Source organism: Rahnella victoriana (genome assembly GCF_004330295.1).
GTDB lineage: Bacteria > Pseudomonadota > Gammaproteobacteria > Enterobacterales > Enterobacteriaceae > Rahnella > Rahnella victoriana.
In genome coordinates this window covers 152452-168722 of record NZ_SJOJ01000003.1, presented here as the reverse complement: position 1 = coordinate 168722, position 16271 = coordinate 152452, and the positions used below count along the sequence as shown (strand labels likewise).

General features: G+C 54.9%; 13 protein-coding genes. 3 read left to right on the top strand and 10 right to left on the bottom strand.

Annotated features, from left to right (window positions below; all coding sequences use genetic code 11):
• Window positions 1-56: 56 nt before the first annotated feature.
• Entirely contained in the window at window positions 57-1337 is a 1281-nt protein-coding gene (gene csiE / locus EYY67_RS03980; RefSeq protein WP_131692897.1) for a stationary phase inducible protein CsiE, read from the top strand.
• On the opposite strand, the gene EYY67_RS03975 is transcribed toward csiE, so the two are convergent.
• The gene (locus EYY67_RS03975; RefSeq protein ID WP_131692896.1) at window positions 1334-2494 is read right to left on the bottom strand and encodes a 3-phenylpropionate MFS transporter; all 1161 of its coding nucleotides are present in this window, start codon (window positions 2492-2494) and stop codon (window positions 1334-1336) included. The genes csiE and EYY67_RS03975 overlap by 4 nt on opposite strands.
• 164 nt (window positions 2495-2658) lie before the next feature.
• Entirely contained in the window at window positions 2659-3912 is a 1254-nt protein-coding gene (glyA, locus tag EYY67_RS03970; RefSeq protein WP_131692895.1) for a serine hydroxymethyltransferase, read from the bottom strand.
• 333 nt (window positions 3913-4245) lie between these two features.
• Here glyA and hmpA point away from each other — a divergent pair, with 333 nt between their 5' ends.
• Window positions 4246-5436, top strand: coding sequence for an NO-inducible flavohemoprotein (gene hmpA, locus EYY67_RS03965; protein ID WP_131692894.1), 1191 nt, complete (start codon window positions 4246-4248; stop codon window positions 5434-5436).
• A 65-nt stretch (window positions 5437-5501) separates the two neighbouring features.
• Here the strand turns inward: hmpA and EYY67_RS03960 are convergent, their stop codons facing one another.
• The 8 genes from EYY67_RS03960 to EYY67_RS03925 form a co-directional block, all read right to left on the bottom strand.
• Complete coding sequence (locus EYY67_RS03960) at window positions 5502-6902, bottom strand: cytochrome c (protein ID WP_131692893.1); 1401 nt, start codon at window positions 6900-6902, stop codon at window positions 5502-5504.
• A gap of 10 nt (window positions 6903-6912) precedes the next feature.
• Window positions 6913-8514 carry a GMC family oxidoreductase gene (locus EYY67_RS03955; protein WP_095923047.1) on the bottom strand — a complete coding sequence of 534 codons (1602 nt, stop codon included), beginning with the start codon at window positions 8512-8514 and terminating at the stop codon, window positions 6913-6915.
• A gap of 26 nt (window positions 8515-8540) precedes the next feature.
• Window positions 8541-9062, bottom strand: coding sequence for a sorbitol dehydrogenase family protein (locus EYY67_RS03950; RefSeq protein WP_095923048.1), 522 nt, complete (start codon window positions 9060-9062; stop codon window positions 8541-8543).
• Window positions 9063-9418: 356 nt separating this feature from the next.
• Window positions 9419-9757 carry a nitrogen regulatory protein P-II gene (glnB, locus tag EYY67_RS03945; protein WP_013574351.1) on the bottom strand — a complete coding sequence of 113 codons (339 nt, stop codon included), beginning with the start codon at window positions 9755-9757 and terminating at the stop codon, window positions 9419-9421.
• 154 nt (window positions 9758-9911) lie between these two features.
• The gene (gene glrR / locus EYY67_RS03940; protein ID WP_119822676.1) at window positions 9912-11249 is read right to left on the bottom strand and encodes a two-component system response regulator GlrR; all 1338 of its coding nucleotides are present in this window, start codon (window positions 11247-11249) and stop codon (window positions 9912-9914) included.
• Window positions 11246-12004 (bottom strand): two-component system QseEF-associated lipoprotein QseG, encoded by a 759-nt coding sequence (gene qseG / locus EYY67_RS03935; RefSeq protein WP_131692892.1) that lies wholly within the window; start codon window positions 12002-12004, stop codon window positions 11246-11248. Before qseG ends, glrR begins: the two co-directional genes overlap by 4 nt.
• Window positions 12001-13443 (bottom strand): sensor histidine kinase, encoded by a 1443-nt coding sequence (locus tag EYY67_RS03930; protein ID WP_131692942.1) that lies wholly within the window; start codon window positions 13441-13443, stop codon window positions 12001-12003. The genes qseG and EYY67_RS03930 overlap by 4 nt, the downstream gene beginning before the upstream one ends.
• Before the next feature lie 561 nt (window positions 13444-14004).
• Window positions 14005-14982, bottom strand: a complete 978-nt coding sequence (locus tag EYY67_RS03925; RefSeq protein WP_131692891.1) for a GGDEF domain-containing protein — start codon at window positions 14980-14982, stop codon at window positions 14005-14007.
• A 599-nt stretch (window positions 14983-15581) separates the two neighbouring features.
• On the opposite strand from EYY67_RS03925, the gene EYY67_RS03920 reads away from it, so the two are divergent.
• Window positions 15582-16262 carry a hypothetical protein gene (locus tag EYY67_RS03920; protein WP_242675568.1) on the top strand — a complete coding sequence of 227 codons (681 nt, stop codon included), beginning with the start codon at window positions 15582-15584 and terminating at the stop codon, window positions 16260-16262.
• The last annotated feature ends 9 nt before the right edge of the window (window positions 16263-16271 follow it).

Genomic DNA, 16271 nt, shown 5'->3' with positions numbered 1-16271 from the left:
ATTGCCTTTGCTATGCTTGACTAATAATTTCAGGTGATACCTTTCCGGTAGGTGATATGAATCCAGACAAACAGCCCTCCCCTGCGCTTTCCGCTACGCAACGCCGTTGCCACGTGTTGCTGATGCTGTACGCGCCGCTGACGGCGGTTCAGCTGGAGATCATCAGCGAAATTAACGGCGTCGGATTAGGCACGACCTGGGAAGATCTGGCGGAAGTGACCTGCGAAATTCAGCGGATCCACCAGCTTGATGTGCTGCAATACAGCGAGAAAGAATGCCGCATTCAGGGCGATGCGCTGGCACAGCGGCTGTGTTTATTTCAGGGATTGCGCCGGACGTTGCGCATTTCGCCGGACTTTGTTTCCCGCCATTTTATCCCGTGGCTGCATATCGCTTTCGAAGGTCAGACCTGCCCGAAGGCGGCATTGCGCACCGACATTCTCGGCATGGTGCTGGAAGATTCCGGCGCGCTGTTACCCAAACCGCTCAGCGGGCATGACCGCCAGCTGATGCTGATTTGTCTGCAATATTGTCTGTGGCAAAACAACGGTGCGACCGGTCTGCGCTTCACCGAACAACAGCGCCGCTGGCTGCGCGAAAAGCCTGAATATCCGGCGGCCCGTGAGCTGTTTATCCAGCTACAGGAACTGAGCAACGGCCTGCTGGATGACTGCGAGTGTGAGTTTTTCACCCTGATGTTACGCATGCTGAAAATCCACAGTTACCAGAGTTCCGGTTCGACCGAAGATCAGCGGCTGTTGTTAGAAATTGAGAACATGGTGGCGCGTTTTCAGGACATCGCCGGGATGAAGTTCAGCAGCTATGAAGGGCTGGTCGGCCAGCTTTTCGCCCATCTTGGCCCGGCAATTGAACGCTGTCATTTCAGCATTGGCATCGACAATCTGATGCAGGAAGAAGTGAACCGCATGTATCCGCGTCTGGTGCGTACCACCCGCGAAGCCTTGCAGGGTTTTGAACACGAATACCTGATCACGCTGTCAGAAGATGAAGTCGGGCTGGTGGCGATCACCTTCGGCGCGTGGCTGATGCAGGGTAACGCCTTGCAGGAGAAACAGATCCTGCTGCTGACCCATGATAATCCCGAGCTGGAAGAGGCCGTTGAACAGCAGATCCGCGAAGCGACGCTGTTGCCGCTGAATATCAAATATCAGACACTGGCGGATTTCTATAAATTCGGTGCGCCGAGCGGCGTGGCGATGATTGTCACGCCTTACGCCACCCGCAGCACCGACGCCGATCCGCTGGTGATCCACACACAATTGCCGCTGGCAAAAGAGCAGCGAAAACGTATCCGCTCGCTGCTCGAAGCCCCCTAGCGGGTGGAAACCTCCGGCGCTGACGGCGTAACCGCCGGACGCAGGAAAATCACCGGTACGGCCAGCAGCGCCATCACCCAGAACAATCCGGCATGCAGATGTTCGAACAGGAAACCGGACACCATGGTCATCACCGCCACGCCGCCGCCCATCGCCAGCGCGGAATAGACCGATTGCAGACGGATCACCTGATCACGCGGACGCGCCGCGATAAAACGCATCCCGGCCAGATGGCAGACCGTGAACGTGCCGCAGTGCAAAATCTGAATCACGATCAGCCAAGGCAACGCGGTAAACGCCCCCATCAGTCCCCAGCGGACCACCCCGCAGAACGCCGACAGCAACAGGAGATCCCGCGCCGACCAGCGCCGGAACAGCTGATGACTGAAAGTGAATACCAGCACTTCTGCCACTACGCCCAGCGACCATAGGTAACCAATGGTCGTTGAGGAATAGCCGACATCCTGCCAGTAAATCGCGCTGAAACCGTAATAGGCCGCATGCGCGCCCTGTAACAGCGTGACGCATAACAGAAACCGCCAGACCGGTTTTTCGCCGAGCAACGCTTTCCACGAAATACCCGCCGCGCCGCTTTGCCTCGGCTCGCCCACCGGTTTCACGCTCGGACGCAGCAACATGCCCAGCAGCATCGCTGCCACACCGGCGGTCAGCGTGTACAAAATCGCGTTATGGCCATAGACCTCAACCAGCTTACCGGTCACTGCGGAACCGATCACAAACGCAATGGAACCCCAGACGCGCACCTTGCCGTAATCCATGTTGATCTGACGTTGCAGCGTCCCCGCCAGCGCATCGGTCAGCGGCACCAGCGGACCAAAGAACAGACTGAAACCGGCAATGTTGATCATCAGCCACGCCCAGCCGTTGCCAAACCAGAAGCCGACGGCAAAGGCCAGAGTCAGCAGCGCCAGAATACGCAAACCTGTGATGAGATAAGAAGGATCTTTAATGGAGGGCGAAATGATTAACGTGCCGAGAAAACGGGCGACCAGTCCCGCGCCGAGCAGCAGGCCGATGCTTTCGGAGGAGATGCCCTCGCCTTTGAGCCATAAGCCCCAGAAAGGAAGAAAAATACCGTAACTGAAAAAATAGGTGAAATAACTGAGTGCAAGCCAGCGCGTGGAACGCAATTCCATAAATCCTCCGGTGTGAGGCCAATACTTTGACAAAGCTCACAATCGCTAGCAATCCGCAGACGCTTTCATACTCCCGTAATGTCTGCCAGCTCACAAATTCTGATACATGCCCATAAAAAAACCCGCCGTGGCGGGTTTTAGCAGCTTAACGGCTTCGCAAAATATTACGCGTAAACCGGGAAGCGTGCACAAATGTCGAGAACTTTCTGTTTAACGCGTTCGATGGTCGCTTCGTCGTTCACGTTGTCCAGCACGTCACAGATCCAGCCAGCCAGTTCACGGACTTCCGCTTCTTTGAAGCCGCGACGGGTCACGGCCGGAGTACCGATACGCACGCCGGACGTCACAAACGGGCTCTTCGGATCGTTAGGAACGCTGTTTTTGTTGACGGTAATGTTCGCGCGACCCAGTGCGGCATCGGCTTCTTTACCGGTCAGATTTTTATCCACCAGATCCATCAGGAACAGGTGGTTATGGGTGCCGCCGGAAACCACTTTGTAGCCACGTTCCAGGATCACCGCCACCATTGCCTGGGCGTTTTTCGCCACCTGCTGCTGGTACGCTTTGAACTCAGGTTCCATCGCTTCTTTCAGTGCAACCGCTTTACCGGCAATCACGTGCATCAGCGGGCCGCCCTGGCCGCCAGGGAAGACAGCCGAGTTCAGTTTTTTGTAGAACTCTTCGTCGCCGCCTTTTGCCAGAATCAGACCACCGCGTGGACCCGCCAGCGTTTTGTGCGTGGTGGTGGTCACGATGTGTGCGTGCGGAACCGGGTTCGGATAAACGCCTGCTGCGATCAGACCGGCAACGTGTGCCATGTCGACGAAGAAGTAAGCGCCCACGCTGTCTGCGATTTCACGCATTTTTGCCCAGTCAACGATACCGGAGAATGCGGAGAAACCGCCGATGATCATTTTTGGTTTGTGCGCTTCGGCCTGACGTTTCACGTCTTCGTAATCGATGTCGCCGCTTTCGTCGATGCCGTAAGGCACCACGTTGTACAGTTTGCCGGACAGGTTAACCGGTGAACCGTGAGTCAGGTGACCGCCATGGCCGAGGTTCATCCCCAGAATGGTGTCGCCCGGTTGCAGCAGCGCGGTGTATACCGCAAAGTTGGCCTGTGAGCCGGAGTGTGGCTGAACGTTGGCGAAATCGGCACCGAACAACTCTTTTGCACGGTCGATAGCCAGTTGCTCAACGATGTCGACGTACTCACAACCACCGTAATAACGTTTGCCCGGATAGCCTTCGGCATATTTGTTGGTCAGCTGCGAACCCTGAGCCTGCATGACACGCGGGCTGGTATAGTTTTCTGACGCAATCAGCTCGATATGTTCTTCCTGACGAACAACTTCTTTTTCCATTGCTGCCCACAGCTCAGCATCATAATCGGCAATGTTCATTTCACGCTTTAACATCCGCATCTCCTGACTCAACAAACTAAAAAATAAACGCCCCTTCCGGGTTCTGCGCAACAGTGTAAATGTTTAAGCGGCCTTCGGATAGGGTCAGTTTCAGGTTTTTAGGCAAACGATTGGCTCCAGATACAGCAAGGCTTTGATCTAAGAACCTCCGCCCATAATCAAGGGATATATATTCACCTGAACATGTACAAATTTCAGCTTTGTGACTCAGCGCGCCCCCCTGAATCCCCCTACCCCTTTAGGGGGTGTTTACAGAAATTGTGGGTTTATATAAGATGCATTTAAAATACATGTTTAGATAAAGTCATCACAGACACGGAGTTCACCATGCTTGATTCAGCCACTATCGCCACCGTTAAATCCACCCTTCCTTTGCTCGCCGCGACCGGCCCGAAACTGACTGCACACTTCTATGACCGCATGTTTGCGCATAATCCCGAGCTGAAAGACATCTTCAATATGAGTAACCAGCGCAACGGCGATCAGCGTCAGGCGCTGTTTGATGCCATCTGCGCATACGCTGCCAATATCGACAATCTGGCGGCGTTGCTGCCTGCGGTGGAACGCATCGCGCAAAAACACACCAGCTTCACCATTGAGCCTGAGCAATACAACATCGTCGGCGCACACCTGCTGGCGACGCTGGATGAAATGTTCAGTCCGGGTCAGGAAGTGCTGGATGCGTGGGGCAAAGCCTATGGCGTGCTGGCAAATGTGTTTATCCATCGTGAGGCCGAGATTTATCAGGACAGCGCCGGAAAAGCCGGTGGCTGGCGTGGCACCCGTGAATTCCGCATTGTTGAAAAACAACCGCAGAGTGAACTGATCACCTCTTTCCTGCTGGAACCTGTGGATGGCAAACCGGTGGCTGACTTCCGGCCGGGGCAATATCTGGCGGTGTACATCCGCGATGCCTCGCTGGAAAATCAGGAAATCCGTCAGTATTCCCTGACCCAGGCACCGAACGGCAAAACTTACCGCATCGCGGTAAAACGCGAAGGCCAGGGCGCGGTGTCCAGCTTCCTGCACAATGTCGCGCAAACGGGTGACATCGTTCATCTGGCCGCCCCGCACGGTGATTTCTTTATGGATATCAGCGATACCACGCCGGTGGCACTGATTTCTGCCGGTGTCGGTCAGACGCCGATGTTAGGTATGCTCAGCACGCTGGCCGGATGCGGACATCACGCGCCGGTGCAGTGGCTGCACGCAGCAGAAAACGGCGCGGTGCATGCGTTTGCCGGTGAAGTGAAAAGCGCGCAGGCCCGTCTGCCACAACTGGAAAGCCATGTCTGGTATAACCAGCCACAGGCGAATGATTTACCCGGTGAAGATTTCCAGTATCAGGGGCTGATGGATCTGAGCAAAGTCAGCGGTCAGCTGAGCGATCCGGCGATGCATTTCTATCTGTGCGGTCCGGTGAGCTTTATGCAGTTCACGGCGAAACAGTTGCTGGCGATGAACGTCAGCGAAGCGAACATTCACTACGAATGCTTCGGCCCGCATAAAGTGATTTAATCCGCGCCCGAAAAAAAAGGCTGACGCAAAATGTCAGCCTTTTTTTGTTGCCGCGTCAGCAGAGATTAACGACGGCGGCGGCGAACCAGGAACAGCGCGATCAGCAGGATAACAATCAGCCCCGCAATGCCCATTCCCCAGTGCGCCAGTTCCAGCAACGGCGAAGGTTTACCGCCAGCGCGTAATTCCTTCACCCGCTGCGGCGTCACTTTCGCCTGATCGTTACCGAACTGCTGCAACAGCTGATTGCTCAGTGTGGCAACCTGCGTATCTGACAGCAAATGTTCAAATGCCGGCATCGCGACATTGTGGCTTTCCGGACCACGCTGCACGCCATGCAGGATCGCCATCACCAGATTGTCGCTGTTCAGGTGCCCCAGCGCGGTATTGTTGACCAGCGAAGGCAATCCGCCGTCCTTGCTGCCGCGCCCGTCGGGCTGGTGACAACTGGCACAATAGCCGTCATACACCTGCCAGCCGGTCATTTTATCGGCATCGGCCGGGCGCGCAACGCCACGCAGATTATCGACATAACTGGCCGGAGTGCCGAACTGGTCGGCGGCTTTCGCCTGCCCTTCCTGACTCACCGGGGTGGTTTGTTTCAGCCACACGGCAATGGCCTGCAAATCACTGTCACTCAGATGGCTGAGACTGTGATCGATCGCCTCCGCCATCGGCCCCGCAGCCTGTGCTTTACCCGGCGCGTGACCGGTCTTCAGGTAACCGGCGATTTCATCCGTGCTCCAGTTGCCAATGCCGCTGACCGCGTCCGGGGTGATATTCGGCGCAAACCAGGTGCCCAGACTGCTGCCGCCCAGGGCTTTATCGCCCTGCTCGGCCATCAGCGCATTACGCGGCGTATGGCAGGTGCTGCAATGCGCGAGGGCTTCCCCCAGATACGCGCCGCGGTTCACCTGATCACTTTTTGACGGATCGGCTTTAAACGCGCCTTTCTCGAGAAACAGCAGATTCCAGCCCGCCATCGACAAACGCACGTTGAACGGGAACGGCAGCGCGGTCGGCGTTGACGGCACATCCACCGGTTGCACGCCCTGCATGAAATAGGCGTACAGCGCTTTCATGTCTTCATCGCTGATTTTGGCATACGAGGTATACGGCATTGCCGGATAAAGATTCGCGCCGTCGCCACGCACGCCATCGCGCACCGCGTGTTCAAACTGTTCCAGCGTGTAATTGCCGATGCCGTCTTTTTTAGACGGCGTGATGTTGCTCGAATAAATGGTGCCCAGCGGCGTCGCCAGCCCGAGGCCACCGGCGAACGGCTTGCCGCCTTCAGTGGAATGGCAGGCCACGCAGTCACCGGCCACCGCGACATATTCGCCTTTCTTAATCAGCGCGTCCTGTTGCGGCGACAACGCGGCATAGGCTGCGCCCGCACTGAGGCTCAGGCCAAAGGCCAGCAATGCGCCCGTCAGACGTTTTTGAGATAAACGGTTCAGAGTCATGTCAGTCAGCCTATAGCGCAGTTTTGGCAAGATGATCAGCGGTACGTAACGCCAGAGCGACCGCAGTCAGCGTGGAGTTGACCGTGGCAGACGTTGGCATTACGCCGGTACTGGTGATGAACAGATTTTCATGGTCATGAGTGCGTCCGAACGCATCCACCACGGAATCTTTCGGGTCATGCCCCATGCTCATCGTGCCGGTAATGTGCTGGTTGTTGCCGTAAACGCCCGGCTTACTGAAGCGCAAATTGGTGCCGCCCATCAGTCTGGCAATCTCGGTATATTCCTTCACGGCGCGCGCCATACCGCGATGTACATAATCGTCCATGTGGTAAATCGCCGCCGGTTTAGGAATACCCAGTTTGTCTTTTTTGTCGCTGAGAATGATGCGGTTGTCGTAGTTCGGCAGTTGCTCCATGACGTTTTTCAGGCTGGTCTGGTGCGAGGCACGGCGACGGATTTCGTTATCCAGGCTGATGCCGTAAACGCCTTCCGCCAGCAAGTCTTGAGTGACGGACTGCACCTGCGACGAGTTGGCGATATCGATACGGAATGAGGCGTAATCCTTGCGGAAATCGCCGTCGCGCAGGCTGTTGATCGACGCCGGACTCATCGGTCCGCGCCCGGCCCACAGCGGCTCTTCGGTTTCGAAAGTCAGCGAGTTACTCGGGTGATCCATCAGATGACGGCCAACGGTGCCGGAACTGTTGGCCAGTCCGTCCGGGTATTTATCGCTGGCGGAAATCAGCAGCAGTTTCGGGCTTTCGATGCCATTGGCGGCCAGAACGAAGTTTTTCGCCGTGACTTTATGTTCGCCTTTATCCGGATCGTAATAATGCGCGGCGACAATGCGGCCTTTCTCGTCGTGCTCGAGGCGGTAAACCACCGCGCTGGTGATCAGTTTTGCGCCCGCCGCTTCGGCAGCCTGCGCGGCGATGCCGCCGTGATATTGCGCGTCAATCGGGCAAATCGGCATACAGTTGTTGTTGCCACAACAGGCCGGACGCCCGTCGTAGTTACGGCTGTTACGCGCGGTGGTGTTCACAATCACGTCATAGCCGCCGGGTGCCAGACGTTCGCGAAAACGCTGTTGCAGCCAGGATTCCGCGACCGGTTCCATCGGGAACGGCTGATTGCGCGGTGAACCGTTATCGGGCGCACCGGAGACGCCCATTTTCACTTCGGCTTCGTAATAAAACGGTTCCAGTTCGTCATAGGATAACGGCCAGTCACGCCCCACGCCGTACAACGTTTTGATCTTCATATCGTTTGGCAGAACGCGCCACGCCTGCGCCGCCCAGTGCCAGGTGGTGCCGCCCATAATACGGATATATTCCGCCGGGAACGGATACGGCCCCTGCTGTTGCAGATAATCATTATCTTCCGGTTTGTATACCGGATGCGGCGACCAGTCCGAGTAAGGATACGGCGACATAAAGTCTTTTTTGCGTGGTGAATTACGGAAGTTTTCGGTCAGCGTACCGCGATCAATACGCGGGCCGGATTCCAGAATAATGACGGAGATGCCCTGTTTTGCCAGACGCTGCGCGACCAGCGAGCCGCAGATCCCTGAGCCGATGACGACGACGTCAGCGGAAAGTTGTTCACTCATTGTTTAACCCTTTTTGAACGTTATTTTCAGACAGGCTGTTTTGCCCAGGTGCCGTAAGCGCCGTAGGCATAGCTCGGCGGGTTGAGATGATCGCGAACCGCGACATTCATCAGCGCATTTTCATACGCCAGACACACCGCCTGTTTGCCATCGCCGACCACGCCGAGATACCACGCCTGTAAGATGCTGCGCGGCAGTTTTGCCAGTGCGGGCTGCCGGGTATCCAGGGCTTTTTGCAGGTCAGCGGCGTCAAGGTGATTCGCCGTGATAAACGCCTGCAACGCCTGGACCTGCGCGGTGAAATCCGGGTACAGCGCCAGCATGGTCTGGTAATAACGTTCAGAAAGGACCGGATCTAACTGATCATGACCGGTTAAATACAGCGAGAGTTGGGTGAAATCCTGTTTTGCCTGAGACAAACCGGCTACCGGCGCGGCATAAACCGGACTGAGCAGCAGTTTGTTCATCAGCGGGACGGAAAGCGCCGCCAGTGCGCCCCCTAAAAATACGCGACGGGAAATGCGTATGGGTTTTTCATGTGGTGACATTGCAAAGCCTTTTGAATGGGTGTGAAAACCACGATCAACGGAGATCAATCCACACCAGTTCCGGCAGCCAGATACTTTCACCCTGAATTGTTTTAGTTGGTGACTACAATGTATCTGACATATTTATCGAACTGGTATAACAACAAACGTGATTTTACTCTCACTTTTTCAATGAAGTCACAATAAAAACCCTACAAACTTCACACAAAACTAACAAATAGCATTTTTTGGGGTCATTCAGGCAAAGGGAATTCGCGGGGGATTATGGATTGGTATAACAGGGAGGAGAGCGCAGAAAAAAGCAGAAGGGTAAAACTCAGGGCCGGTAACGGGACATTACCCGCCCTGCTGACACATTAAATCGCTTCTTCGTCCTGCTCGCCGGTACGGATACGCACCACACGCGCGACATCGAACACGAAGATTTTGCCGTCGCCGATTTTACCGGTCTGTGCGGTGGTCATGATGGTTTCCACGCAGGTATCCACGATGTCATCCGCCACGACAATTTCGATTTTCACTTTTGGCAGGAAATCGACCATGTATTCCGCACCACGGTACAGTTCGGTGTGACCTTTCTGACGACCAAAGCCTTTCACTTCGGTCACGGTCATCCCGGTAATCCCGACTTCAGCCAGTGCTTCACGGACGTCGTCGAGTTTGAATGGCTTGATAATCGCATCAATCTTTTTCATGGCGGACCCTTATAATCATTCGTTTGCTCTCCGCCTTCCTGAGCGGCAGCATGGTTCACAGTCTGGTTTCGGATGCCTGAGGCATGCGAAGGCGCTAAAGGTATCATAGTTCAGCGGCAGGAATGTACCTCAAGCCTCTGAAAGTAAATTCCGGTTACTCTTTAAAATCGGTCGCTTCTAACTCGTGGCGCGACAACAACTTGTAAAATTCGGTGCGGTTACGCCCGGCGATACGTGCGGCCTGCGTGACATTGCCTTTGGTGATTTGCAGCAGCTTGCGCAGATAATTGAGTTCGAACTGATTACGCGCATCGGCAAATGTCGGCAGCGCGGTGTTTTCACCTTCCAGCGCCTGTTGCACCAGTGCCTCGCTGATCACCGGCGCCGACGTCAGCGCCACGCATTGCTCGATCACGTTCACCAGCTGACGCACGTTGCCCGGCCAGCTGGCGGCCATCAACCGTTTCAGCGCATCGATGGAAAAACTGCGCACAAAAGGTTTGTGCCGCTGGGCAGCCACGCGCAACAGATGATTCGCCAGCAGCGGGATATCTTCAGAGCGTTCACTCAGCGTCGGCAATTTCAGGCTGACCACATTCAGGCGGTAAAACAGGTCTTCGCGAAACTCCCCCTTTTCCATCGCTTTCGGCAAATCACGGTGCGTCGCCGAAATAATCCGCACGTCCACATCGACATCCTGATTGCTGCCGAGCGGGCGCACCTTGCGCTCCTGCAATACACGCAACAATTTCACCTGCAACGACAGCGGCATATCGCCGATTTCATCGAGGAACAACGTGCCGCCGGTTGCCGCCTGAAACAGCCCTTCACGGCTGCTCACCGCGCCGGTAAAGGCACCTTTGGCGTGTCCAAAGAGTTCGGATTCCAGTAACTGTTCGGGCAATGCACCACAGTTAATGGCGATAAAAGCTTTTTTGCCGCGCGGACTGGCACCGTGAATGGCCTGCGCCAGCACTTCCTTGCCGGTACCGCTCTGACCATTAATCAGCACGCTGACGTCAGACTGCGCGACCATATTGGCCTGTTCCAGCAACCGCAGCATGATCGGGCTGCGGGTGACAATCGCCTCACGCCAGCTTTCATCCGCCGACGGGCTGGACTGCGCCAGCGCCTCATCAATGGCTTTATACAACGCATCGCGGTCGACCGGTTTGGTGAGGAAGCTGAAGACGCCCTGCTGCGTGGCCGCCACCGCATCGGGGATCGAGCCGTGGGCAGTAAGAATAATCACCGGCATACCCGGCTGAAATTTCTGGATCTCGGCGAACAGCGCCATGCCGTCCATTTCATCCATGCGTAAATCGCTCAGCACCAGATCGATACGATCCCGGTGCAGGACACGCAGCGCTTCGGCACCGCTTTCCGCCGTGGTGACACGGAAACCCTCGCTGGTCAGGCGCATTCCCAGCAACTTGAGCAGGCTGGGATCATCATCAACCAGCAATAAACTGGCCGCTTTGCGTATCGTCATTTTGCGTTCGGATCCTTAGACGGTGGCGTATACGTCTCAGCCGGTTTCACTGCGTTGCCGGAAGCCGGTTTCGTCGCCGGCGTGCTGGCGTCGTTATCCGGTAAATCCCCCTGGATCTGTTTACGCGAGGAAAGCTGACGTTCAATGTCGGTCAGGTTTTCCAGCTTACGGCGCGTGTCTGCCAGACTGTCTTCCAGCACCTGTTGCTGTGCCGTCATCATTTGAATTTTTTCTTCGTTTACCGCCTGCTGACGGGCGTTGCGGGCTTTTTCATCCCCCAGCACCACCTGCAGGTTCTGGCGCTCACGCCATAACTGCACCAGCGGACGGATCGACCCCGGCATTTCGCCACGGTACTGGCTGACTTTCGCCAGCAATGCACGGCGCTGCTGCTGATCCGGTTCCGCACCGGCCAGCAGGATGCTTTGTTTAAACACCTCTTCCCAGCGGGTGGCGGGGATCTGCTGCGCCTGGAAACGCGCCTGTGCATCACTCATGCGTTCGGCGCAATCCATCGCCCGCAACCAGTACAGTGAATTGGTCACGGCGTCGCTGTCATCCAGCGCCCACAAGGTTTCACAGGGCGCGATGCGAAAATCGATCACTTTGCTGTCCGGGACAACCTGATCGGAGACTTGCTGATAATAACGGTTATCGGCGGAATGCGTGACGCAGCCCGCCAGCACCAGTGTGGCGCTCAATACGATGATCCGGCGGCGGAATACGGCACGCAGCCAGCCTGAAAATGTGATCATTCTTCATTCTTCTCAGCCGTCAGGGGCAATTCGATACGAAAACAGACGTCCGCATCCTCAACGGCAACCAGTTGCAGCTCTCCATGCATACGGCGAATACAATCCTGAGCAATACTCAGCCCCAGACCGCTGCCTTTTACGGCCCCTTTTCTCTGCTGGCTACCCTGGTAAAAAGGTTCAAAAATCATCGCGCGCTCGGCTTGCGGGATCGGTGTGCCGGTGTTCGCCACCTCAATTCTCACCCGTCCTTCAGCTTGCCGGCTGCGGACCCAAATAGTACCGGATTCAGCCCCGTAGTGCACCGCATTGGAATAGAGATTATCCAGCACGCGTTTCAGTAACGTCGGCTCGGCCAGACACTGCGGCGCATCGATGGAAACGTCGGTACGGATCTTCTTGGCGCGGGCAGGCAGGCTGTTGGCTGTCACCACCTCATCGATCAGCGCGTTAAGATCGACCACCACACTCAGCGTCGGTGCATCTGCCAGCTTGCGGTTGTAGTCGAGCAGTTGTTCGATCAGCGTCTGTAAATGGCGGCTGCTGTTATTGAGGATCGCCACCACCTCTTTTTGATCCGGCGTCAGCGGCCCGGCGACTTCATCCGCCAGTAATTCCGTGCCTTCACGCATACTGGCGAGCGGCGTTTTCAGCTCATGAGAAATATGGCGCAGAAACTCGTGACGCTGGGATTCCAGCCACGCCAGCCGCTCGCTCAGCCAGACGATGCGCTGCACCAGCGAGCGGATTTCCCGCGGGCCTTTAAAGCGCGTGACATCCCCGAGATTACGCCCTTCTCCCAGCCGGTTGATCATCCGCTCGACGCCTTTCACCGGTCCGATAATCATGCGGGTAAACAGCAGCACCAGCGCGCCACTGAGCAGGAACAGCACCAGCGCCTGCCAGCCAAAAAACTGGCCGCGTTCGGCAATCGCGCGCTGAAGTTGTTGCCCGCGCGAAAACACCACTTCCCGCGTCGCCTGTACCATTTCGGCGTTAGTACGTGAGAAATTCTCCAGCCGCGCCGAGGATTCGGCATCCGGCGAGTTATTGCGGCAAACCGGTTGGGTCAGTTGCGTCAGCAAGGTGCGCAGCGTCTGGTAGTAACGTAAATCCGGCAATACCGACGCATGGGCATCCAGCAACTGCGCGTATTGTTTGTGCTGATTTTGGTAAAGGCGGGAAAGGGTCGGATCATCGAGAACACAATACTGGCGGTAACTGCGCTCCATCTCCAGCGCAATACTGGACATGGATTCACTGCGACGGGCGTCGCTCAGCGTGGTGCGGTTAATGCGTGCCGCCTGACGGCTGAGCTGATCGAGGCTGTCATACGCCTGATAAGCCAGCACCAGCAACGGAAGCAGAACCAGCAGGAAAGCCATCAGTACCAGCTGGCGGAGCGAACCGGGGAATAAACGTCCTCTTTTCAACGCATTCATCTCATTGACCACAGATAACGTCATGCTAGCGGACAACGGTTTGAACAGCCAGTCTCGGAGTGGGAATTGAAAGCGATTTGATGGGCGAAAGCCAGGAGGGGTTGGCCTGCTGAAACTTCTTCAGAAAATTCAGCAGGCCGGAAGAGGTGGTGCCTCACTCAACGTGTCGTTCGATGCTTGATAACGTGCTTGCGCAACGATTATCGGTCTGGTGAACGATAGGCACCGTTTCTTTGGCGTCATTCGGACATTATGAGCATATCAACGCTTTCGCGTGAGCCAATCATAATCAGGTGAATGAGCAACTACCCCATTCTAGCAGGATGCGTGCCAACTTTTAAACAAAAACATCAACTTAATGAATATAAAGGATTTAAATATAATTTCAGCAAACAGGTTCTCTGCGCGACGCATTTCTGGCGACGAAAAAACACCCACACTGTCGCCATATCGCAACACTCCAGACCCCCGCAATCACAATCTATTATTATCAATAACTTATATGTCGCCAATTGGCGACAACGCCAGGTGCGATTGTCGCCAATTTATGACACACCGGGATCAGTGATTAATGACGGCCTTTTTACTCAGCTGTTTATGGCTGTACATCGCCTGATCGGAATCCGCCAGTAACGCCTGAACAGAGGCATGTTTACCGCTGTCATATTCCGTCTGCCCGACGCTGAATTTAATGTTGTATCCGCGCTGCTCAAGCAGATTCCACGCCACGACCGCCTCATGCAGACGCTGCATAATCTCTGCCGCCTCAAGATGGCTGGCATTGGTCAGCAGCGCGACAAATTCATCACCGCCCAGCCGGCCGACGACATCGGTTTCCCGCAATAAGCCGCTGAGAATACCGGCAAAAACAGTCAGCGCCCGGTCGCCTTCAGCATGACCAAATTGATCGTTAATACCTTTGAAATCATTGAGATCAAAAAACAGCATGGTGGCCGGTACGCACAACTTCTGGCAGGCCGTCAGCGCCTGTTGCGCCTGAGCCTCAAAGCCCCGACGGTTGGCCACCAGCGTCAGTTCATCCATCGTCGCCATCTGCAGGGCACCGATCTCCTGTTCTGCCATTTTGGCTAAATCGCGCAAAAGCTGGCGTTCGTCATCGCCCATGTCGCGGGGCTTAACGTCAATCAGGCACAAGGTGCCGAGGGAACTGCCGTTGGGCACAATCAGCGGACAACCGGCGTAAAAACGAATCCCCGGATCGCCGGTCACCAGCGGGTTATCATAAAAGCGTTCGTCACTGAGGGTGTTGGGGACCAGCAGAATGTCATCCTGCAAAATGGCGTGGGCGCAGAATGAAACGTCTCTGGACGTCTCGGTGGCGGCCAGCCCCTGACAGGATTTAAACCACTGGCGGTTAACGTCCACCAGTGAAACCAGCGCGATAGGCACATCGAACAGGCGTCTTGCCAGACGCGTCAGGCGGTCAAAACGCTCTTCGGGCAGCGTATCAAGTAAATTATAGGCACGCAGCGCATGGATGCGTTTCGCCTCGTCAGCGGGGATTTCTGGCGTTTTCATTCACGGACCTCATATTTCATGCTTCACCCTACTTCAGACTGCAAGATGCCAGTCGTCAGGTGAAACAGATTTCCCGGATTCAAATAAAAAAATAAAGAGAGCGTTTGGAGATTTTTACCCTTTATATTAGCGAACAAAAACAATAGCAAAAAAATTGTACTGGATGGGCGCCCACCGCAAGTTTTGTATATGTTTGTGTTAGGAATTTTATTATCAATAATATTTTTAAGCGCTCTGAATCTCGCCAGCCCGCTTAAGATGGCACATCTCTACAAAGAAATCTGTAAAGTGAAAAATGCTTTTCGGAGAAAAGGTAAAACCATTTATCCCCCTTCCGGCCTCCTGCAAGGCAATCCACTGCTCCGACAGTCAAGGGAACAGGCTTCCCTTCTGCTTATTCTTAATATGTTATTAACTATATTAATAATATCAACATGATATATTTTAGAACCGTTATCGCTTCATTTTACTTCCCCAAAACAATAGCAACACGCACATTTACAGGATGTAAATCATGCCCTTTTTCAAAAAAAAACCCATCATCTTACACGCGTGCAATGTATTTAGCTGAGCGGGATAAGTGGTTAAATAGAAGAAAAGTGTGGGATAAGCAAAAAGCAGCCACACTACAAAGCTGGGCCGTACTGCCTGAGCGCCATGTTTTGGTCCATACCATTAAACGGCACGAAAGCCCGTTCTGCCGTCAGGACGCAGCCTCCCTGTTTAATAGTTGGGATGTCTTCAGCACATCATTGGTTGATTTAAACGATATTAAAAAATTCACGACACAGTCTTCTCGTTACACAGGGATGTATCACAACATCGCGCTGGTTCTTGACGTTCCCCGACAAAATATTCTCGGGACATTCCCGCGTGACGTGTCGTTTATGAACCATGCCGGACGGGAAGGAGGTCACCCCCAGGGGCGGCTGATCGACCCCTATGAACTTGTGGACTGCATTCGGACCGGAGTAGGAGTAAATGGCTTCAGATGCGAGGGTGGCTATCAGCAACTTTTGACCCCCGCTGCGCTCATGACACAAGATAAAGCGATCCGTAGTCAATTTACCCACAATGAAATACTGATTATCGGCCGCCCGGGTCTGAATCTCTATGCCGGGCTCCCCGCAACTCAAAGCATCCGGGTGACGAGAGTGTTAGGCGTCGATGATGTGCCGTTTCCTGACTACAGTAAGGTCCCTGCTGGTCACATGAAGACCACGGAAGAGATTGGAAAACACGTTGCCCGGCTCAACAACGTGCCCTTTGAAATGCTCTGATCCCGCGCC